The sequence below is a fragment of the Bradyrhizobium sp. LTSP857 genome (assembly GCF_000938285.1).
Classification (GTDB): Bacteria; Pseudomonadota; Alphaproteobacteria; order Rhizobiales; family Xanthobacteraceae; genus Bradyrhizobium.
Genome location: NZ_JYMS01000027.1, coordinates 160,690 through 180,044, shown reverse-complemented (window position 1 = coordinate 180,044; position 19,355 = coordinate 160,690). Strand labels below are relative to the sequence as shown.

Below are 19,355 nucleotides of genomic sequence, written 5' to 3'. Positions count from 1 at the left end.
GGTTCGCCCAAGGGATCTGCTGAGGGATCGGCGCAAGTACGCAAGTGTGAGGAACCGTCACGATGGCCGACGACAAGCCTGAAGACGCAGGATTGGCCCCCGAGTCTGGCCGTGCCAAGCGCACGCCGCCCACCATCGACCTTGAGCCGACCGAAGTCTCTACCCAGCCGCAGGATTTGGCGGGCGAGCCGGAGGCGCAGCCAACGGCCGAGCAGGCAAAATCCGAGCAGCCCAGTGTCGAGGAAGCCAAGTCCGCGGACACCAAGTCTGAGGAAGCCAAGTCCGACGAAGTAAAGGCTGAGCCGGAACGCGCCGAGGCGCAGGCCGCCGGTGCGCCTGCAGCCGTTTCTCCCTGGGTCATTGCGCCATTTTCCGGCGCCGTCGCCGCTGCGATCGTGATCGGGGTCGGCTGGGTGCTGGGTTGGCCCGCGGTGCAGGCGCCGCCAGCCGCGCCGCAAGTGACAAGCGCTGCGGTCGACGCACTGAGCGGTCGCGTTGCCGCGGTCGAAGCCACGGCCGGCAAGCCCGCCGCCGATCCGGCGATTGTCGCGCGGCTCGATGCGCTGGAGAAATCCGCCGGCACGCTGCGCAGCGACATCGCCAATCTGCGCGCGCAGTCCGACAAGACTGCGAGCGCGTTGAACGACGCGAAAGCCACGCCGCGCGATGCAGCTGGCTCATCCGATCTCGCCGCCCTTAGCGACCGCATCTCCCAGCTCGAGCGCGCCAGCACGAGCGCACGCGCCGAGCTCGCGCAGCAGGGCGAGAAGATTGCCGATGCGAAGGTGATGGACGATAAGCCGTTGCGCTACGTGGTTGCCGCCTCTCTGCTCGACGTTGCCGTTCGCCACAACGATCCCTATGAGGCGCAGCTTTCCGCCGCGCGGTCGCTTGCAGCCAAGCCCGATGCGCTGAAGCCGCTCGATGCATTTGCTGCCGCCGGCATCCCGACGCCGGTCGCGTTGAGCCGCGAGCTTCTCAACATCGTGCCAAAGCTGTCGCCGCCGGCCGAAGCCCCAAGCAGCAGCGCCGGTATCGTCGAGCGCCTTCAGGCAGGCGCGTCAAAGCTCGTTCGCATCGAGCGCACCGATGGGGTCGGCAACGATCGCGGCGCCATCGTGGCGCGGGTCACGGCGGCGGCGCTGCGCAACGATTTCGTCGAGGCGCGGCGCGAGCTGAAGACACTGCCAGAGGCCGATCGCGCGCCTGCGCAGGCCTGGCTCGACAAGGCCGATGCCCGCGATGCCGCGCTCGCGGCCTCCCGCAAATTCGCCGATGACGCCATGGCTGGTCTCGCCAAGCCCGATCTCGTCAAGCCTGCTCAATAAGATTCGCGCAACAATCTGCGCGTATAGGGATCGTCATGCTTCGCATCGTGCTCTTCCTCGTTCTGATTGCGCTTGCAGGCGCCGGCGCGGCCTGGGTTGCCGACCAGCCCGGCGACGTCGTGATGACCTGGGGCGGTTTTCGGGCCTCGCCAAGCGTTCCGGTGTTCGTGCTCTGCCTCGGCATATTCGCAGTCACGATCGTCTTGCTCTGGAGCATCCTGACCGTGATCTGGCGCATGCCTGGACGGATGCGCCGCCGCCGCCACGAGAAGCGCCACGCGCGCGGCCGCCACGCCATCACCCACGGCCTGCTCGCGATCGGCCATGGCGACACCGGGCTTGCCCGCCGTCATGCCGAAGCAGCACGGCGCCACGCGCCGGACGATCCGCTTGCGCTGCTGTTGCACGCGCAGTCGGCGCAGATGGATGGTAATCGCGACGAGGCGCAGCGCGCGTTCCGCGCCATGGCCGAGCGCGAGGATACGCGGCTGCTCGGCCTGCGCGGCCTGTTCATCGAGGCGCAGCGCGCCGACGATGCAGTCGGCGCCGTGATGATCGCGGAGGAAGCGATCAAGCTGTCGCCGTCCTCGACCTGGGCCTCCCATGCGGTGCTCGGTTTCCGCTGCGCGCGCGGTGATTGGAGCGGTGCGCTCGCGATCCTCGATTCGAATCTGTCCGCGGGCCTGATCGACAAGCAGGCCTATCGCCGCCAGCGCGGCGTGCTGCTCACCGCACGCGCGCTGGAGTTGGAAACCATGGACCGCGACATCGCGCGAGAGAGCGTGATGGAGGCGATCAAGCTCGCGCCGACCCTGGTGCCGGCGGCGGTGCTTGCCGCGAAGTTCGAGAGCGAGGCGCATCAGGTGCGCCGCGCCATGAAGCTGGTCGAGGCCGCCTGGCTTGCCAATCCGCATCCCGATCTCGCGGACGCCTACGCGCATGTGAAGCTTGGCGATGCCGCGCGGCAACGCCTGCAGCGGGTCGAGACGCTCGCGGCGAAGACGCCGGCTGACAGGCCCGGCCACGTCGAAGGCCAGCTCGCAATCGCGCGCGCCGCGATCGATGCCTCGGAATTCGCCCGTGCGCGCGAAGTTCTCGCGCCCTACGTCAACGATCCGACCCAGCGTGTCGCACTGTTGATGGCCGAGATCGAGCGCACCGAGCATGGCGATGGCGGCCGTGCCCGTGCCTGGACCTTGCGCGCGGTGCGCGCCCGCCACGATCCGGCCTGGACCGCGGATGGCTATGTCAGCGACCGCTGGCGTCCGGTCTCCCCGGTCACCGGCCGGCTCGACGCCTTTCAGTGGCAGACGCCTGTCGCGAGCCTGCCCTCCGACAGGGGCACCACGATCGACTCCTCGGCCTTTGAGGAAGCCATGCTCGCCGCCCCGCCGCCGAAGCGGGTGACGGTCGCCAGCAACAGCCCGGCGGAACCAGCCGTCGCCGAACCGGTTCCGGCCGCGCAGGACAACTTACCTCCGGTCGCGGAGCAGCCCGAAGCAGCGCCCGCTGAGCCTGTCCAACCGGCCCCAGAGCCCGCCGAATCGACGCCGCTGGCGGCAACGCCGGTGTTCCGGACCCGCGCCGACCTCGGCAAGCCCGCGACTGCACCGATTCCTGCGCCGATCCCCGCCGTCATCCCGATCGTCCGCGCCCCGGACGATCCCGGGATCGATGACGACGGTCCGAGCGATGAATTTACGGAACAAATCGGCTCGTCCAGGGCCAACGGAAAGGCCCAGGTCGGCGGCTGGCGCGGATTCTGGTCGCGCTGGGGCGCGTAAGACGCAATTCGGACCCGGCTTGTTCTTGCCAATTCGGGCCATGCCCGATATCAGGAGCGCGCGTATCGAGACCGGCTCGCCGGTCTCGGCAGGTTCGCCGCAATAGCTCAGCTGGTAGAGCACGTCATTCGTAATGACGGGGTCGGGGGTTCGAGTCCCTCTTGCGGCACCAGCGCCTTGATCTATCCCACCACGATGCTTCCCGCGACGTCTTGGCTGGCGCATCCAGCCATCGTGAGCGCGCGCATTGTGCGCGAATTTGATGTCACTACGATGCGCCAACGCCAAGAGTTCGCGTGATGGGGCAGGTGGTGGGCATCGAGGACGGGATCGGAACAACCGATCGGAACGCATGGGCACGGCTCTCCGGTCTCATCGTCCTCGCCGTGGTGCTCACGGCCATCGTCGCCTACAAATCGCTGGAAGCATCGCGTCTGAATGGCAGGTTGGCCGCGCCTCCCATCTATGACGATGTCGTTTACTTCATTGATGCGATCACGTGGCGGCATGGGTTCGAAAGCCCGGGCCTGATCGGCAACATCGTGAGCTTGTTGCACCAGCATGCTCCGTTTTCGACGCTGGTTGCTGCTATCGGCTTTCGGCTCGTTCCCGACGGCTACGTGGGGCCCTATCTCGTCAATGCGGTCTTCGTTCTCGCGTTTCTGCTCGCCCTCATTTGTCTGACCTGGAAGCGGCCGTTCCATCAGGTTGCGACCTGCTTGATCGCTGCGGGATGTGTGCCGGTGCTTTGGCACACCGTTTCCGAAGGGCGTCCGGATCTGCCCTGGGGCCTGGCCCTGGGAGCTGCGACAGGCGCTATCATTCGACGTGGGGTGCTCGAGCGCGGATTATTGAATCTCGTGCTGATCGGGGCAGGCTGCGGCTTCGCCGCCAGTATCAAGCCGACGGCGTTCCCCGCCTCACTCGCCGTTGTCGGAAGCATGTTCGCGCTCCGCCTGCTCCTCGATTGCGTCCATGCGGGAGGGCTACGATCGTCTTTCCGCAGAGCTGCCCTGGCACTGCTCTGCTTTGGCCTGCCGCTCCTTGCGGTTGGTGGCTTTTTGCTGGGACCAAACCTGGTTCACACGATCAGCTATATCTTCAATGTATTCGTCACCCAGCGAGATCTCTGGACCAGCGGTGAGAGCTTCTCGCGCGGATTGCTGTACTTCCTGGTGGGCCCAGGTGGAAAAGCCGGGCTGAATTTCTGGCTATGGGTTGGGCTCGCGCTGATGGCGCTGCGTCTCCTGTTGGCCGCGACGATGGGTCGAGCCGAGATCCACGACGCACTCATCCTGCTGGCTGCGATCGTCGTCGCTTACGCGATTCCGTCGGTGGCGGAGATCAAGAGCTATTTCTTCGGCGCCAGTTTCTACGCGATCTTCATCGTCGCGATAGTGCTGAACTTCTGCGTCGTCCAATCGCGGATCGAAGCCTGGACTGCGACCAGCCGCATCGATGTAGCCAAACGGCGCCCTGTGCTTGCCGGCGTGCGCTTGCTGCCGCTGACCGCGACCGCCCTGCTCTTCGTCAAGATGGTGGTTGTCGGTCCCGTCACTGTCTCGCTGTCCCTCAATGGGCAGCAGCAGGAGGAAATTCGCATCGGGACGGATCGCGTCTGGAAGCTGGTGCGTGAGTTGACGGCGGATCGATCTGGTTCGCTTGTCGTCAGCTTCTCCGGCGCTTATCCGGTCGCGCCCGCGACCATTCAGCTCTACGCCGTGCAAACGGGGCTCAATCTCGACATTCGCGCGGAGCTGTTTCATCGGACGCGCGAGGAGACCGAGAAGGCGTTGCTTGCGGGAGATATCCTGGTCGTACCGAGCTCCATCACCCACACCCTGATCGGACCGCGTGTGGGTGACGAGCTCATTCGCACATTGGATACCGATCACGATATTTGCCCGCTCGATTCCATCACCTTCCCGGACGTGACGCTGCGGGTCTATCGGCGCGGGTGCTGAGCCCGGCCGCGCGGGTTCAAGGCAAGACGCCCATCTGCGTGATCTGCATCACATACCCTCGCGCACGTCTCCCGTAATGTCCCGGTCACGCAAACACGGGGAGATTTCTCATGCGCAAGATCATTCTGGTTGCTGCCATGGTTCTGGTCTCTGCATCCGCCTATGCGGGCGACCGCAGCCTCTCGATGTCCCCAGCGACCGAGCAGACCTCCGCTTCGCAAGTCAACACGACCGCCGCTCCCACGACGCACATCAGCGAAGTCGCTCCGGTCGCCGTGGCTCCGAAATATGTCGATCGTCCGCCATTGGTCTCGCTTCCCGCACCTGCTGTGGCGACGGCTCCTGCCGCGACCACCACGGCGGCACCGACGTCAACGACCAAGCCCGCCAAGATGGCAAGGGCAGGCAAACCGAAGCACAGGCCGTACTGGACCGAACGCCGCATCATCGCCGAACTGCATCGCCACGGCATCTACTGGTAACCGTTTTCCCAAAACGACAATGGCCGGGCAAAAGCCCGGCCATTGTGCGTATTGGAAAGCGTGTCGATCGAGCCTATTGCGAAACCGTCTGCACTACGCTTCCGATCGGACGTGCGCTCGAGGTCGGCACCTTCAGCTCCTTCAGCAGCGCCTCGTCATATTCCGGCAGCGACTGGAAGGTGGTCTTGGCCTTGATCTGCACGATCTTGTAGCCGCCCGCCTTGAGGCGTGCGAGCAATGTCGGCAGCGCTTCGCCGGTGTGCTTCTGGAAGTCGTGCATCAGGATGATGCCCTTGCCGAGCTTGTCGAGTTTCGTCATCACGGTCTCGACGATCTTTTCCGGCGTGGCACCCTTCCTGAAGTCGAAGGAATCGAGATCGGTCGACCACATCGCCACGTTGCGGGTGCCGAGATAGGTCACCATCGCCGGATTGTGCTGAAGCTGCGGGAAGCGGAAGAACGGCGCGGGCTCGGTGCCGAGCGCCAGCTTCACGGCGCTAAACCCCTTCTCGATCTCGTCCTTGGCCTGCTGCTCCGTCAACTTCTTGCTGTTGAGATTGAGGTGCGACCAGGTGTGCGTGCCGACGGTGTGGCCCTGGGCCAGCACCTGGCGCAGGATTTCCGGATGATAGGTCGCATGCTTGCCGACCGAGAAGAACAGGCCCTTGGTGCATTCATCCGCGAGCGCCTTCAGCACTGCGGGCGTGTTGACCGGCCAGGGACTGTCGTCGAAGGTCAGCACGACCTCCTTGTCGGTGAGGAAGTCGAACTGTTTGAAAGTTTCGAAGCCGAAGCCGGGTCCGCCGGTGGTGTCGATCTCGACCACGCGGGAAACGCCGAGCGCGTTCGGATTGGCGCAGGTCGACTTCTGCTGCACCGGAATGGTCGGTGCGGCGGCAGGTGCCGGCGCTGCCGCAAGGACGGCAGGCTTGCCCGCAAGCGCCGCGGTGGTCTCGACGTCATCCTTGGCGCCAAGCTTCGCCGGCAGCGGATCGGCGGCACGGGCGGCTGTTGTCTTGGGAGCGCCCTGGTCGGCGCGCGAGGAATAAAAGAACCAACCTCCGGCGATCACGACCGCCGCAAGGACACTGGCCAGCATCAGGCCCAACGCATTACGCATCGTTACTCTTTCCAAATACGCAACCAAACCAGCGGAATTTCCCGCGCGCCGAGCCATTAATGCGAAGGAACAGTTAACGTGACACCAACACGACAGCGGTTGCGGAGGAATTTCAGCAGCGTAGGGCCAAAGTGACCAACATCACAAAGGGCAACGCGATTGTGATGATCATCACAGAAGAAGCAGCTTCCTTGGAGCATCATCGCTCCATCAACAACGGGCATCGCTCCGGCGGGCCAACGGGAGCTTCAGATGACCAAGTCATTCTCTGCCAAGATCCGCGACACCAGCCTTGCTCTGGGCTTTGCCGCTATCGTCTCGATCATCTCGACCGGCTCGAGCTTCGCCTTCTCCGAGGAAGCGAAGCAGGCATGCTACAGCGACGCCTTCCGCCTTTGCTCGTCGGAAATCCCCAACGTCCCGAAGACCTCGGCGTGTATATTGAAGCATCGTTCGGAGCTGAGCACCGGTTGTCGTTCCATGGTGGACAAGGAACTCGCCAAGGGCGGCTCCGGCAAGGTCGCTGACGCCCGGGACAACCAGTAAGAGTGCGTGTAACGCGCCGAACGTTGCATCCCCCAGAGCTCCGCGCGATGTGTTCCGGCGTCAAGCCGGGGCCACGCGATGGCGCAAGATAGCCTACTCATAAAGCCGTTGCGGCCACGGCATCACCGCACTAGCTTCGCCCGCATATCTTCCGGGTAAGAGGCATTACGCGATGACCAGATTTCTTTTCATCATCTCTTTGATCGTGTGCGCATCAGGCGCCTCTGCGCAGCAGCAGCCCGGCCAGGACGCCTGCGCGCGCGATGTCACGCGTCACTGCCGCGCTGTCATGAACAATGGCGATGGCGCCGTGCTCGCCTGCTTGAAGCAAAATCGCGCGCGCCTGAGCAAGGGCTGCGACAAGGTGCTGACGGATCACGGGCAGTAACTGTCTTTGTCGTCCCGGCGAAGGCCGGGATCCATACCGCGTGATGCATCGATAGAGCGCGGCTAGCCGGACTGGGCGCAGTCGCAATTCCGAGTCTTGGCCAAACTTCTGTCTGTGGTTATGGGTCCCGGCCTTCGCCGGGACGACGGCGGAGTGCCTGACAAGACCTACGTACTGCTCCCTGCCGCGGTCGCGACCACCGGCAGCACCTCGGCACCGGCGCGGTCCGGCGTCTCTTCCTTCCAGCGCACCGAGCCGAACGGACGCTCCAGCATGCGGCGGATCCGCACCGGATCGGGGCCGATGTGGAAATCGATCGCGCTCTGATGCAGCGCGCGTTCCGACTGCGTCGAACGGTTGCGCTGGCGTAAGTAATCGAACCAGGTCGGGCAGTGATAGCGCTCGGTCCACAATTCGGAGTCGGCGATGTCGCGCGCGATCGACCAGCCATAGGCGCCGTTGCGCTGCCTGGAGAGCTGCACGTCCTGCATTACATTGTGGAAGGCGCGCGCGTTCTCTTGGCTCACCCGGTATTCGATCTCGACCACCAGCGGCCCGCTGCGTCCGGTCAGCGATAGTTTGACTTCCGGATCGGCCAGCACCTCGGCGTCCTCGTTGCGCGCGCCGACGCGCGGCATCGCCAGCCAGATGCCCAGCAGCGGCGAGATCAGCATCAATCCGGCTGCCGTCAGCAGCGCGACCTCGACGCCGGCATAATCGGTGAGATGGCCCCAGCCCCAGGCGCCGATGGCGATACCGCCGGAGATCGAGGCCTGAAACGCCGCGAGCGAACGGCCCGCGACCCAGCGCGGAGCTGAGAGCTGTACGCCGATATTGAACAGCGCGACGGCCGCCATCCAGACCGCGCCGGCCAGCACCAGCGCGGCCGCGGTCAGCACCGGTTCGCTGGAGAGCGCAAGCGCAGCCATCGCGAACGCCATCGAGATGGTGCAGGCGCGGATCGCGGACTCGCCGCTCATGCGCTTGCGCAATTCGTGAATGTTGAGTGCGCCCACGACGGCGCCCATGCCGAAGGCGCCGAGCATGATGCCGTAGGTCTGCGCGCCGCCATGCAGGAGATCGCGCGCGACCAGCGGCATCAGCGCCATCACGGCGCCGCCGCACAGGCCCATCACCAACGTGCGCAGCAGCACGATCTTGATCGGCGGCGAATTGGTGATGTAGCGGAAGCCTGAGACCATCGCGCGGCTGAGCCTTTCCCGCGGCAGGCGCGAGGGCTCGGTGCTGCGCCGCCACAACAGCAGCACCACCAGCAGCGGCAGATAAAGGATCGCATTGCAGGCAAACGCAGCCACCGCGCCGGCAGAGGCGACGATGACGCCGCCGATCGCGGGACCAAAACTGCGCGCGATGTTGTAGCTGATGCCGTTCAGCGCCACCGCCGACGGCAGCGAATCCGGCGGCACCTGCTCGCTGACCGAGGACTGCCAGGCAGGTCCAAACAGCGCGTTACCGCTGCCGACGATGAAGCAGAAGGCCAGCAGCGTTTCCGGGCTGCTGAGTTGGAACCAGGCGAGCAGCGTCAGGGCAGTTGCTCCAGCCAACGCGATCGACAGCGCGATCAGCGTCACGATACGCCGGTCATACATGTCGGCGATGGCGCCGGCCGGCATCGAGATCAGCATGATCGGCAGCATCAAGGCGGTCTGCACCAGCGCCACCTTGTCGGCGGAGGCCGCCATCTGTGTCATCGCCCAGGCCGCGCCCACGCCCTGGATCAGGAGGCCGAGATTGGAGAGCAGGCTGGCGAGCCAGATGCGCCGGAACACGGTGTACCGCAGTGGTGCCGTGATGCCATCGGCGGAACGTTTCTGACGGTGCGTCTGCTCGGTCATATCCTCTTCCAAATGGGCTGTCAGAAGCAGCTTTTGCGAATCCGGCAGGTTCAGTGATGCCCGCGAAAGTCCTTCGCTGTCCAGTCGTTAGGCCGCTATAAGCGGTGCAAAGACGCGGTTTTACCGGGGGAGGAACGCATGAAGCTGTCACGACGGACAATCCTGTTGGGTGCGGGTAGCTTGCCTTTCGCGGTTGCGAGCTTCCGGATGGATGCGCTGGCGCAATCTCCATCCGTGGCAAAGAGCTCCGAGGTGCCGCCGATCCTGTTCGTCCATGGCAATGGCGATTACGACGCGCTGTGGATGACGGCGTTGTGGCGGATGGAATCCAACGGCATTGCGCACGACCGCATGATGGCGATCAACTTCACCGATCCCACGGCGCGCAAGGACGACACGGTCGAGCAGGCCAACTGCTCTTCGACCGAGGATCAGCGCCGCGAGCTCGCCGCCGCCATCACCGAGCTGAAGCGCCGCACCGGCGCGGCGCGCGTGGCGCTGGTCGGCAATTCGCGCGGCGGCTACACGATTCGCAACGTCGTCAAGAACGGCGGCGGCGCTGATGTCAGCCATGCCGTTCTGTGCGGCACGCCCAATCACGGCGTGTTCGCGTGGGATACTCTGCTCGGCAGCGAATTCAACGGGCGGGGGCCCTTCCTGCGTGGCTTGAACGATGGCGACAGCGAGGTGACGGCGGGCACGGCTTTCCTCACCTTGCGCAGCGACGGCATGGACAAATATGCGCAATCCGACGGCCGCTTCATGGGCCAGCCCGGCGTGCCGACCGGTGTCACCCCCGACGGGCCCGCGCTGAACGGCGCCGTCAATCTCGTGCTCGGCACGCTCGACCATCGCGAGACGGGGTTTCATCCGCGCGCCTTCCGCGAGATCTATAAATTCATCGCCGGCCGCGAGCCCGCCCGCATCGCGATCGTGCCGGAGCGGAACGTCCGGCTCAGCGGGCTGGTCACGGGCACGCCGGGCGGCGTGCCGACCAACCGCCCGGTGGCGGGAGCGAAGGTGGAGGTGTTCCATGTCGACCGCGAAAGCGGCGAGCGCAAAGGCCATGCCGTGCATCGCTCGACGACGGCGGCCGACGGCCGCTGGGGGCCGGCCGAGGTCGAGTCCACCTGGCCGCTCGAAATCGTCATGACCTCGCCCGACGCGCCGACGACGCATTTCTACCGCTCGCCTTTTCCGCGCTCCTCCGACGTCGTGCATTTGCGCGCCGCGCGTCCGTTCGGGCCGGCGGACAAGGACGCCGGCGCGGTCGTGATCATGTCGCGCCCGCGCGGTTATTTCGGCCTGCCGCGCGACATCGTGCTGTTCGACGGCAAGGAGCCCGCCGACGTCAAGCCGGGTGTGCCCACGGATTCGACAGCGACCCTGCGCTTTCCGGCCAGCGAGGTCGGGCGTAACGTCGTGGCCCAGTTCAACGAAGAACGGATTGTGGCACGCGTCTGGCCTGCCTCCGAGAACAGGATTGCGGTTGCCGAGCTGACTTATTAGCTATCTGCATACGTCAGATCCGCGGGAGAGAGCCATGAACATCGCCAGCGTGCGTCGGCCCATCGTCCCTCCGACCCCGCCGCGCGCGCCGGACGATATGTCGTTCCTCGGTCGGCTTGCGGTGATCAGGCAGAACATGATCGCAACCTGGGGGCAGCGCGCCTACGAGGAAGAAATCATCCAGGGCCGCCTCTTCCTGCACAAGAGCTTCATTCTGAACCGTCCGGACGCGATCCGGCATGTCCTGCTCAGCAATTACGAGAACTACTCGCGCACACCGGCGGGCATCCGCATGCTGCGTCCCGTGCTCGGCGAGGGTCTCCTGATTGCCGAAGGCCACGACTGGACGTTTCAGCGGCGCACGCTCGCGCCCGCCTTCACGCCACGGGCCACCGCAAACCTCGTCCCGCACATGACGGCGGTGCTCGACGAGACCATCGCGAAGCTCGACGCGCAAACGGGCGAGGCCGTCGATCTGCGCGAGGTGATGCAGCGCATGACGCTCGAGATCGCCGGACGCACGATGTTCTCGTTCGGCATGGACCGGCACGGTCCTGCCTTGCGCAACTTCGTCGTGGAATATGGCGAGCGGCTCGGGCGGGCCTATCTCCTCGACATGGTGTTGCCCGTGTCCTGGCCGACGCCGATGGATCGCGCCCGCGCGCGCTTCCGCAAGCGCTGGACCGCATTTGTCGCCACGCTGATCGCCGAGCGGCGCGCAGCGGGCAAGAAGGATGGCGCGCCGCCGCGCGATCTCTTTGATCTCATGGACGAGGCGCGCGACCCTGAGACGGGCAAGGGCTTTTCGGACGCGCAGCTCGTCGACGAAGTCGCGACCATGATTCTCGCCGGTCACGAGACCACGGCGACCGCGCTGTTCTGGGCGCTCTATCTGCTTGCGCTCGATCCGGACACGCAGGAGGAGGTCGCCTCCGAGACCCGCGGCGAGCATCTCGATGCCATTGCCGACATCGATCGCCAGAAATTCACCCGCGCGGTGATCGACGAGACCATGCGGCTCTATCCGCCTGCGTTCCTGATCGCCCGGGCGGCACGCGACAAAGACAATGTGGCCGGCGTTGCGATCAGCAGGGGTGACGTCATCATGATCGCGCCGTGGCTCCTGCACCGGCATGAGAAGCTGTGGGATCAGCCGAACGCGTTCATTCCAAAGCGTTTCATGTCGACGGAGGCGCCCGACCGCTTCGCCTATCTGCCGTTCGGCGCGGGCCCGCGCGTCTGCATCGGCGCGCCGTTCGCGCAGGCCGAATCGGTGCTGGCGCTGGCCCGGCTGATCGGCGCGTTCCGCGTCGAGCTTGTCGACACCACTCCGGTCATTCCGTATGGCGTCGTCACCACCCAGCCGGACCACTCACCCATGTTCCGCATCACGCGCCGGTGACAGACGCTCGTCTGGCCGTTGGCGTGATCCACCCTAGATAGAGTTACGCCATGAGCGACATCCAGGCCCAGTTTTCCGTTCTGAAGCAGACCGCCGATCCCAAGGCGGTCGACGCAATTGTGCGCCTCATCGAGGACGGCGAGGATCACGAGCTCAACCGTGTCAACGTCCTCGACTTCTCCCGGCAGCATGGTCTCGACGAAGAGCGCGCGATCTCGGCTTTCCTGCATTCGGCGCGGCTCGGGCTGTTCGATCTCGGCTGGAATGTGCTGTGTCCGGGATGCGGTGGCGTGCTTGGCGCGCATTCGACCCTGAAGGCGCTCAAGCCCGATGACTATCACTGCGCGCTCTGCGCCTGCGGCTACAAGGCATCCGTCGACGACCAGGTCGAGGTCTCCTTCACGGTGAATCCGCGCGTGCGGCGCATCGCGGCGCACGACCCCAACTCGCTTCCGGTGTGGGAGTATTTCAAGCAGGTGTTCTGGAGTTCCGGCGTCGACTTCGACAAGGAGTCGTTTGCGACGCTGTCCGACGAGGTAACGCTGGATACGATGGAGCTGCCGGCCGGCGAGAAGGCGACCATGTCGCTGCAACTGCCGAACGACTTCATCATCATCTTCGAGCCGGTGACGCACGCTGCCCATTTCATCGACGTCCAGGGCGAGCCGACCAAGGACCGCCAGCAGCTTGCCATCATGTACAACAAGGTGCAGGCCCCGACGGGGACTACGACCATGCGGCCGGGGCCGCTGCGGTTGTCGCTGGAGAACCAGGCCGGCGTGCGCGTGCTGCCGTCGGTGTTCATCGCGGCCGAGGCGCTCCATCATCTGATAGGCAAGCGCAAGCCGTTTCTCACTGCCAAGCGCATGTTGTCGAACCAGACGTTTCGCGATGTGTTCAAGGCGGACAATCTCAGTCTCGACCAGCGGCTCCAGATCACCTCGCTGACCTTCCTGTTCACCGATCTCAAGGGCTCGACCGCGCTCTACGAGCGGGTCGGCGATCTCGCCGCGTTCGATCTCGTGCGGGCGCATTTCCACGCGCTGCTCGAGATCATCTCGTCCGAGAAGGGCGCAGTGGTGAAGACCATCGGCGATGCCGTGATGGCGACGTTCGTGCGTCCCGAGCACGCGATCGTCGCGGGTTTGCGGATGCGCGCGGCGATGGACGCGCTCAACAAGCAGCGCGGCACCGCCGACCTCATCGTCAAGATCGGCATCCATGAAGGCCCCTGCCTCGCGGTGATGCTCAACGAGCGGCAGGATTATTTCGGCCAGACCGTCAACATCGCCGCGCGTGTGCAGAGCCTGTCGACGGCGCAGGAAATCCACATCACCGGGCCGGTGCTGGACGCGCCGGCGGTTGCAGAAGTCCTCAAGCAGCGCGAGATCAGGCCGATCCAGAAGCAGGCCGCGCTGCGCGGCATCGCCGACAAGATGGTGGTGTACGAGATACCGTAAAGTCCATCGCTGTCGTCCCGGCGAAGGCCGGGACCCATACCGCGGAATCTATCCGGCCTTCGCCGGGACGACATCCGGGAATGAGGCGGGCGCCGAGCGCGTTAACGCTATCCAGATTGCCGAAACGTAATCAGCGCGCGGAACTGACGCACGTTGCGCTGGTTGAGTTTCCCACTCATATAATGGTTTGTAGCGGCCGCGCTCCAAGCGGCTTCATCGATATCGGTAGGACTCCATGCTCGACGGTCTGCGCCAATTCATCGCTGAGATTGTTGCCCCTCATGCCGGGGATCGCGCCTTCGGCGACAGCGATTATCGACTGGCGGCAACCGCACTGCTGGTCCATGTGGTCTCGCTGGACGGCCAGCCGACGGCGGCCGAGCAACGCAAGCTGCACAGCCTGATCGAGAGCCATTTCGGGCTCGATCGCGGCACCGCGGACCGGCTGATTGCGGATGCGACCCAGGTCGAGGGTGAGGCGGTCGACCTCTATCACTTTACCAGCGTCATCATGCGCTCGCTCGACGAAGAGGGCCGCAAGCGCATCGTGCAAATGATGTGGGAACTGGTCTATGCCGACGGCCAGGTGACCGAGTTCGAGGACAATGTCGTGTGGCGCGCGTCCGACCTGCTCGGGATCGCCCAGCGCGACCGGATCGATCTCAAGCATGCGGTTGCGGATCGTGCCGGCGGTCAGGTCAAGGACGGCGCCGTCAACGGCTGATCCGCCTCAGCACGGCGAATTGCGGGCCGTGTGGGCACATGACGAAACTTTAATATTGCGGCCCGGCCGCGCCGGTGCCGAAAAGCCCTGCAAATCGTGGGTTTTCCCTGCACTCCCTGTCGTTCGCTCACGGTGCCATGCGGCTAGCCAGCTTGCGTGTCGCGCACGGCTTATGCTCTCGTCCCGTCGTTGTGGGCCAAAAAAACTTAAATTAAGAGACTTCCATCGTGACTGAGCGGGTGACGCTGATAACCGGTGCCTCGGCGGGCATAGGCACGGAGCTGGCGCGCGTATTCGCCGCGAACGGGCATCGCTTGGCTCTGACGGCGCGCCGCGCAGATCGTCTCGAGGCGCTCGCCTGCGAGCTCTCGGCCAAGGGCGGCAAGAAGCCGATCGTGATCGCCTGCGATCTGCAAGAAGCCGACGCTGGCGAGAAGATCGCGGCGGCGCTCGCTGCCGAAGGCGTTGAGCTCGACCATCTCGTCAACAATGCCGGCTTTGGCGCGTTTGGCGACGCAATCGAGTGCGATCGTGTCGCGCAGCTCGGCATCGTCGATGTCAACGTCCGGGCGCTGACAGATCTGTCGCTGCGATTTGCCGATCAGCTCATCAAGAACAAGGGCGGTCTTCTCAATGTCGGATCGGTCGCCGGCTTTCTGCCCGGCCCCGGCATGGCGGTCTACTACGCGTCCAAGGCCTATGTGATTTCGCTCACCGAGGCCCTGCGGGCCGAGCTCGCGCCGCGCGGTGTTCGTGTCACCGTACTTTGCCCGGGTCCGGTGCCCACCGAATTCCAGGCGCGCGCTGGCGTTGGCTCCGGACATAATACGGCTCTTCTCAATGTGCCTGCCGCCGATGTTGCACAGCAGGCCTATCGTGGCCTGATGGCCAACAAACGGGCAGTGTTGCCCGGCCTGGGCATCAAGATTGTGCCATTCGCACTGCGTTTCTTCCCGCGCGGCTTCATCCTGTCCGCCACCAGTCGGTTTCAGCGGCAGAGGCACTGAGCAGGCCCGAAGCGCCCGTTGTGGCCCGGCGCTTGCTTTCTGTATCGGGAAGGTGTGTGCGAACTCACACGAAATTAACCCTCGCTTAGTTATGCTGGCGGTCTGAACCGATAGCACTTGGAAAGGCGATGTCGTTCCGGACGGACAGGTTTGGTAGCGCAGAATTGGTACCCTTCCCCAAGCGAAGGGCCGTTGGCGCATCTGCTGCCCGTTCTGAAGCCCGGCTGCCGGTCCTCATCATCCTGCACCAGGAATCCTCGACGCCCGGCCGCGTCGGCAATGCGCTGCGCGCGCTCGGCCATCGCCTCGACATCCGCCGTCCGCGCTTCGGCGATCCCCTGCCCCATACGCTCGAGCAGCATGCCGGCGCCGTGATCTTCGGCGGTCCGATGAGCGCCAACGATCCGGACGACTACATCCGCCGCGAGATCAACTGGATCGAAATTCCGCTCCGCGAACAGAGGCCGTTCCTCGGCATCTGCCTTGGCGCGCAGATGCTCGCGATGCAGCTTGGCGCCCGCGTCGCGCCACATGCGGCGGCGCTGACCCAGATCGGCTATTACCCGATCCGCCCGACGGCGGCAGGACACGCGCTCTGCCCGGACTGGCCGGCGCAGGTCTATCACTGGCATCGCGAGGGTTTTGAGTTGCCGGTCGGCACTGAGCTGCTTGCGGAAGGCGACGATTTTCCGACCCAGGCGTTCCGCACCGGCAATGCCTTCGGCGTGCAGTTTCATCCTGACGTGACCTACGCGATGATGCATTGCTGGACCACGCGCGGCTATGACGGCCTGGGCGCGCCCGGGGCGCGCGAGCGGCATCATCATTTCGCGGACCGCGCCGTCTACGATTTTGCGGAGCGCGCCTGGCTCGATCATTTCATCGATGGCTGGCTGTCGCGCCGGCCGGTGCTGGCGCAAGCCGCGGAGTGATCGCGCGGCTCCGGCCCTTGCCTCATCCCTGGATATGCTAGGCTTGCTCTCAACGCGCACGCGCGAAGGCGTGCCGAAAAACAGGGAGAGCGCCGTGGCCTATGAACACATTCTCTACGAGGTGAGCGACAAGATCGCGACCATCACGCTCAATCGTCCTGATCGCATGAATGCGTGGACGCCGGTTATGGAGCGCGACGTACGCCACGCGATGGAAGCGTCAAGCGCCGATGACAATGTCCGTGTCATCGTGCTCACCGGCGCGGGCCGCGCCTTCTGCGCCGGCGCCGACATGGATGCGCTGAAGGGGCTCGATCCCAACGACATCAGGCGCGCCTCGAACCTGCCGCCCTTCGACATGAACAGGCGTCCGGACTGGCAGACGCGCTACGGCTTCTATCCGTCGATCGGAAAGCCGGTCATCGCGATGCTCAACGGTGCGACCGCCGGCATCGGCCTCGTGCACGCGCTCTATTGCGACCTGCGCTTTGCCGCCGACAACACGGTGTTTACGACAGCGTTCGCGCGGCGCGGCCTGATTGCCGAGCACGGCATCAGCTGGATGCTGCCGCACATCGTCGGCCATGCCAACGCGATGGATTTGCTGCTCTCGGCGCGGCGCGTCGGAAGCGAGGAGGCGTTGCGGATCGGGCTGGTGAACCGGCTCTGCCCGCCCGAAAAATTGCGCGAGGAGACCTATGCCTATGCGCGCGACCTCGCCGATTTCGTCTCGCCGAGTGCGATGGCCGTGATCAAGCGGCAGCTCTACGAGGTGCCGTTCCAGACGCTTGGCGAGGCCACCATCGAGGCCAATCGCGAGATGCTGGTCGCGCTCAACGGCAGCGATTTCCGGGAGGGCGTGGCGAGCTTTATGGAGAAGCGGCCACCGAGGTTTACGGGGAGGTAGGGCTTGTAGAGGAGGTCCGCCGTCGCCCTCCGGGCTATGGCGGGACAGCCGTCGCTTCCTTCGCTAGGAAAGAGCCCGGCTGGCTTGCCTAGCCGTAGCTCGCGAAGCGAGCGAAGGCTGGTGGAGCCAGGCGGGATCGAACCGCCGACCTCGTCATTGCGAACGACGCGCTCTCCCAGCTGAGCTATGGCCCCGTAGTCCGCCGCTCTGGTCAATGCGGCCGACAACCGGGCGCCATTTAAGTCCCCGCCAAGGTCAAGTCAAGGACGGGTGTAACCCGGTTTTAGCCATCCGGGCACCGACTTCCCTTGTTTGGGCCGGGGGGAACCGATATCTAGCCATGACCATTCCACGACACAGGCTCAGAGAGTGTTTCGCTGATGCGCCCGATAGTCTTCATTCTGATCCAGATCATCAATCTGTACATCTACCTGCTGATCGCATCGGCAATTCTGTCCTGGTTGATCGCCTTCAACGTCGTGAATACCCGCAACCAGTTCGTCGGAGCGGTCGCGGAGTTTCTTTATCGGATCACCGAACCGGTCCTCGGTCCTATTCGGCGCAGGCTGCCCAGCATGGGCGGGCTCGATATGTCTCCGATCGTCGCATTCTTCGTGCTCTGGTTGATCCAGCTCTATCTCGCCGAGTACGTTTATCCGAACGTGCCATAAGCCTTGGAGCCTTCATGGTTCCTTGGCGCACCTCCATCACGGGCGTCAGCATCGCGTTGCGGGTGACGCCACGCGGCGGCCGTGACGACATAGACGGGATCGAGCAGCTCTCCGACGGCCGCAGCGTGTTGAAGGTGCGCGTGCGTGCCATCGCCGATGGCGGCGAGGCCAATCGCGCGGTGCTGGTGCTGTTGGCGAAATCGCTTGGCGTCCCCAAGGCCAGCGTCAGTCTCCTGTCCGGGGCGACGTCGCGGCTGAAGCAGATTGCGGTCGAGGGCGATCCGGCAGACCTCGCCGAAGCGTTGCGGCAGCTCGCATCAGTCAAATCGATAGGCATAAGGAACTGACATGACGGCCAAGATCATCGACGGAAAAGTCATCGCGGCGGAGCTTCGCGCCCGCGTCGGCGATGAGGTCGCCCGCGTCAAGCGCGAGCACAATCTGGTGCCGGGGCTTGCGGTTGTTCTGGTCGGCAGCGATCCCGCGAGCGAAGTCTATGTCCGCTCAAAACATACCCAGACCCAGGCTGCCGGCATGGCCTCGTTCGAGCACAAGCTGCCTGCCGATGTCTCGCAAGCGGATCTCCTGGCGGTCGTCGCAAAGCTCAACCGCGATCCCGCCGTGCACGGCATTCTGGTGCAACTGCCGCTGCCGAAGGGGCTGAACACCGAGGCCGTGATCAATGCCATCGATCCCGCCAAGGATGTCGACGGCCTGCATCCGAATAATGCCGGCCGGCTCGCCGGCGGATTCGAGGCGCTGTCGCCCTGCACGCCGCTCGGCTGCATCATTTTGACCAAGAGCGTGCATGCCTCGCTCGCAGGCATGAACGCCATTGTCATCGGCCGCTCCAATCTGGTCGGGCGCCCGCTGGTGCAATTGCTGTTGAACGAGAACGCCACGGTGACGATCGCGCATTCGCGCTCGCGCGATTTGCCCGGTCTCGTGAAGCAGGCCGACCTCGTCTATGCCGCAGTCGGCAAGCCGGAGATGGTGCGCGGCGATTGGCTGAAGCCTGGCGCGACTGTGATCGACGTCGGCATCAATCGTATCCCGAAGGACGACGGCAAGACGCGGCTCGTCGGCGATGTCGCCTATCAGGAAGCGCTCGCGGTTGCCGGTGCGGTGACGCCGGTGCCGGGCGGTGTCGGCCAGATGACGGTCGCCTGCCTGCTCGTGAATACACTGCGCGCCGCCTGCGCGATCGCGGGCCTGCCGAAGCCGGCGGTGTAAGTTTGCTTCACCTCGCCCCGCAAGCGGGGCGAGGGAGCAGAA

At 64.8% G+C, this 19,355-nt stretch carries 18 protein-coding genes and 2 tRNA genes; 17 read left to right on the top strand and 3 right to left on the bottom strand.

Annotated elements, in window-relative coordinates; all coding sequences use genetic code 11:
* Nucleotides 1-62 precede the first annotated feature (62 nt).
* From UP06_RS18300 to UP06_RS18280, 5 genes are all read left to right on the top strand, one after another.
* Nucleotides 63-1,328 (top strand): COG4223 family protein, encoded by a 1,266-nt coding sequence (locus UP06_RS18300; protein ID WP_045004539.1) that lies wholly within the window; start codon nucleotides 63-65, stop codon nucleotides 1,326-1,328.
* A gap of 35 nt (nucleotides 1,329-1,363) precedes the next feature.
* A complete protein-coding gene (locus UP06_RS18295) occupies nucleotides 1,364-3,112 on the top strand; it encodes a heme biosynthesis HemY N-terminal domain-containing protein (protein WP_045004537.1) in 1,749 nt (582 codons plus the stop codon).
* 96 nt (nucleotides 3,113-3,208) lie between these two features.
* A tRNA-Thr gene (locus UP06_RS18290) sits at nucleotides 3,209-3,284 on the top strand.
* A 139-nt stretch (nucleotides 3,285-3,423) separates the two neighbouring features.
* A complete protein-coding gene (locus UP06_RS18285) occupies nucleotides 3,424-5,076 on the top strand; it encodes a hypothetical protein (protein WP_245305501.1) in 1,653 nt (550 codons plus the stop codon).
* Nucleotides 5,077-5,186: 110 nt separating this feature from the next.
* A complete protein-coding gene (locus UP06_RS18280) occupies nucleotides 5,187-5,558 on the top strand; it encodes a hypothetical protein (protein WP_045004533.1) in 372 nt (123 codons plus the stop codon).
* Between the two features lie 73 nt (nucleotides 5,559-5,631).
* Here the strand turns inward: UP06_RS18280 and UP06_RS18275 are convergent, their stop codons facing one another.
* Nucleotides 5,632-6,678, bottom strand: coding sequence for a polysaccharide deacetylase family protein (locus UP06_RS18275; RefSeq protein WP_045004530.1), 1,047 nt, complete (start codon nucleotides 6,676-6,678; stop codon nucleotides 5,632-5,634).
* 252 nt (nucleotides 6,679-6,930) lie between these two features.
* Between UP06_RS18275 and UP06_RS18270 the strand changes: the two genes are divergently transcribed.
* Nucleotides 6,931-7,224, top strand: coding sequence for a hypothetical protein (locus UP06_RS18270; RefSeq protein ID WP_045004528.1), 294 nt, complete (start codon nucleotides 6,931-6,933; stop codon nucleotides 7,222-7,224).
* Between the two features lie 172 nt (nucleotides 7,225-7,396).
* Nucleotides 7,397-7,612 (top strand): cysteine rich repeat-containing protein, encoded by a 216-nt coding sequence (locus tag UP06_RS18265; RefSeq protein WP_045004527.1) that lies wholly within the window; start codon nucleotides 7,397-7,399, stop codon nucleotides 7,610-7,612.
* Nucleotides 7,613-7,779: 167 nt separating this feature from the next.
* On the opposite strand, the gene UP06_RS18260 is transcribed toward UP06_RS18265, so the two are convergent.
* Nucleotides 7,780-9,468, bottom strand: a complete 1,689-nt coding sequence (locus tag UP06_RS18260) for an MFS transporter (protein WP_045004525.1) — start codon at nucleotides 9,466-9,468, stop codon at nucleotides 7,780-7,782.
* Between the two features lie 138 nt (nucleotides 9,469-9,606).
* Between UP06_RS18260 and UP06_RS18255 the strand changes: the two genes are divergently transcribed.
* The 7 genes from UP06_RS18255 (at nucleotide 9,607) to UP06_RS18225 (ending at nucleotide 17,409) form a co-directional block, all read left to right on the top strand.
* Entirely contained in the window at nucleotides 9,607-10,977 is a 1,371-nt protein-coding gene (locus UP06_RS18255; protein ID WP_045004522.1) for a hydrolase, read from the top strand.
* 34 nt (nucleotides 10,978-11,011) lie between these two features.
* On the top strand, nucleotides 11,012-12,379 hold the full coding sequence (locus UP06_RS18250) for a cytochrome P450 (RefSeq protein WP_045004521.1): 1,368 nt from the start codon (nucleotides 11,012-11,014) through the stop codon (nucleotides 12,377-12,379).
* A 50-nt stretch (nucleotides 12,380-12,429) separates the two neighbouring features.
* Entirely contained in the window at nucleotides 12,430-13,839 is a 1,410-nt protein-coding gene (locus UP06_RS18245) for an adenylate/guanylate cyclase domain-containing protein (RefSeq protein WP_045004518.1), read from the top strand.
* A 235-nt stretch (nucleotides 13,840-14,074) separates the two neighbouring features.
* A complete protein-coding gene (locus tag UP06_RS18240; RefSeq protein WP_045004516.1) occupies nucleotides 14,075-14,563 on the top strand; it encodes a tellurite resistance TerB family protein in 489 nt (162 codons plus the stop codon).
* A 227-nt stretch (nucleotides 14,564-14,790) separates the two neighbouring features.
* Nucleotides 14,791-15,570 carry an SDR family NAD(P)-dependent oxidoreductase gene (locus tag UP06_RS18235; protein ID WP_045004515.1) on the top strand — a complete coding sequence of 260 codons (780 nt, stop codon included), beginning with the start codon at nucleotides 14,791-14,793 and terminating at the stop codon, nucleotides 15,568-15,570.
* Nucleotides 15,571-15,698: 128 nt separating this feature from the next.
* The gene (locus tag UP06_RS18230; protein WP_045004513.1) at nucleotides 15,699-16,502 is read left to right on the top strand and encodes a glutamine amidotransferase; all 804 of its coding nucleotides are present in this window, start codon (nucleotides 15,699-15,701) and stop codon (nucleotides 16,500-16,502) included.
* Nucleotides 16,503-16,596: 94 nt separating this feature from the next.
* Nucleotides 16,597-17,409 (top strand): enoyl-CoA hydratase, encoded by an 813-nt coding sequence (locus UP06_RS18225; RefSeq protein ID WP_045004996.1) that lies wholly within the window; start codon nucleotides 16,597-16,599, stop codon nucleotides 17,407-17,409.
* Nucleotides 17,410-17,527: 118 nt separating this feature from the next.
* Here UP06_RS18225 and UP06_RS18220 read toward each other — a convergent pair.
* Nucleotides 17,528-17,603: transfer RNA gene (locus UP06_RS18220), tRNA-Ala, on the bottom strand.
* A gap of 186 nt (nucleotides 17,604-17,789) precedes the next feature.
* Here UP06_RS18220 and UP06_RS18215 point away from each other — a divergent pair.
* From UP06_RS18215 to folD, 3 genes are read left to right on the top strand one after another with little or no spacing between them, the layout of a single operon-like run.
* A complete protein-coding gene (locus tag UP06_RS18215) occupies nucleotides 17,790-18,080 on the top strand; it encodes a YggT family protein (RefSeq protein WP_045004511.1) in 291 nt (96 codons plus the stop codon).
* Nucleotides 18,081-18,094: 14 nt separating this feature from the next.
* Entirely contained in the window at nucleotides 18,095-18,427 is a 333-nt protein-coding gene (locus tag UP06_RS18210) for a DUF167 domain-containing protein (RefSeq protein WP_045004509.1), read from the top strand.
* 1 nt (nucleotide 18,428) lies between these two features.
* Entirely contained in the window at nucleotides 18,429-19,313 is an 885-nt protein-coding gene (gene folD / locus UP06_RS18205; RefSeq protein ID WP_045004508.1) for a bifunctional methylenetetrahydrofolate dehydrogenase/methenyltetrahydrofolate cyclohydrolase FolD, read from the top strand.
* Nucleotides 19,314-19,355 lie beyond the last annotated feature (42 nt).

Excerpts from the sequence above, each read along its gene's own strand:
- UP06_RS18300 (WP_045004539.1), top strand. The coding sequence starts at position 63 with ATGGCCGACGACAAGCCTGAAGACGCAGGATTGGCCCCCGAGTCTGGC.
- UP06_RS18295 (WP_045004537.1), top strand. The coding sequence starts at position 1,364 with ATGCTTCGCATCGTGCTCTTCCTCGTTCTGATTGCGCTTGCAGGCGCC.
- UP06_RS18280 (WP_045004533.1), top strand. The coding sequence starts at position 5,187 with ATGCGCAAGATCATTCTGGTTGCTGCCATGGTTCTGGTCTCTGCATCC.
- UP06_RS18275 (WP_045004530.1), bottom strand. The coding sequence starts at position 6,678 with ATGCGTAATGCGTTGGGCCTGATGCTGGCCAGTGTCCTTGCGGCGGTC.
- UP06_RS18270 (WP_045004528.1), top strand. The coding sequence starts at position 6,931 with ATGACCAAGTCATTCTCTGCCAAGATCCGCGACACCAGCCTTGCTCTG.
- UP06_RS18265 (WP_045004527.1), top strand. The coding sequence starts at position 7,397 with ATGACCAGATTTCTTTTCATCATCTCTTTGATCGTGTGCGCATCAGGC.
- UP06_RS18260 (WP_045004525.1), bottom strand. The coding sequence starts at position 9,468 with ATGACCGAGCAGACGCACCGTCAGAAACGTTCCGCCGATGGCATCACG.
- UP06_RS18255 (WP_045004522.1), top strand. The coding sequence starts at position 9,607 with ATGAAGCTGTCACGACGGACAATCCTGTTGGGTGCGGGTAGCTTGCCT.
- UP06_RS18250 (WP_045004521.1), top strand. The coding sequence starts at position 11,012 with ATGAACATCGCCAGCGTGCGTCGGCCCATCGTCCCTCCGACCCCGCCG.
- UP06_RS18245 (WP_045004518.1), top strand. The coding sequence starts at position 12,430 with ATGAGCGACATCCAGGCCCAGTTTTCCGTTCTGAAGCAGACCGCCGAT.
- UP06_RS18240 (WP_045004516.1), top strand. The coding sequence starts at position 14,075 with ATGCTCGACGGTCTGCGCCAATTCATCGCTGAGATTGTTGCCCCTCAT.
- UP06_RS18230 (WP_045004513.1), top strand. The coding sequence starts at position 15,699 with ATGTCGTTCCGGACGGACAGGTTTGGTAGCGCAGAATTGGTACCCTTC.
- UP06_RS18215 (WP_045004511.1), top strand. The coding sequence starts at position 17,790 with ATGCGCCCGATAGTCTTCATTCTGATCCAGATCATCAATCTGTACATC.
- UP06_RS18210 (WP_045004509.1), top strand. The coding sequence starts at position 18,095 with ATGGTTCCTTGGCGCACCTCCATCACGGGCGTCAGCATCGCGTTGCGG.
- folD (WP_045004508.1), top strand. The coding sequence starts at position 18,429 with ATGACGGCCAAGATCATCGACGGAAAAGTCATCGCGGCGGAGCTTCGC.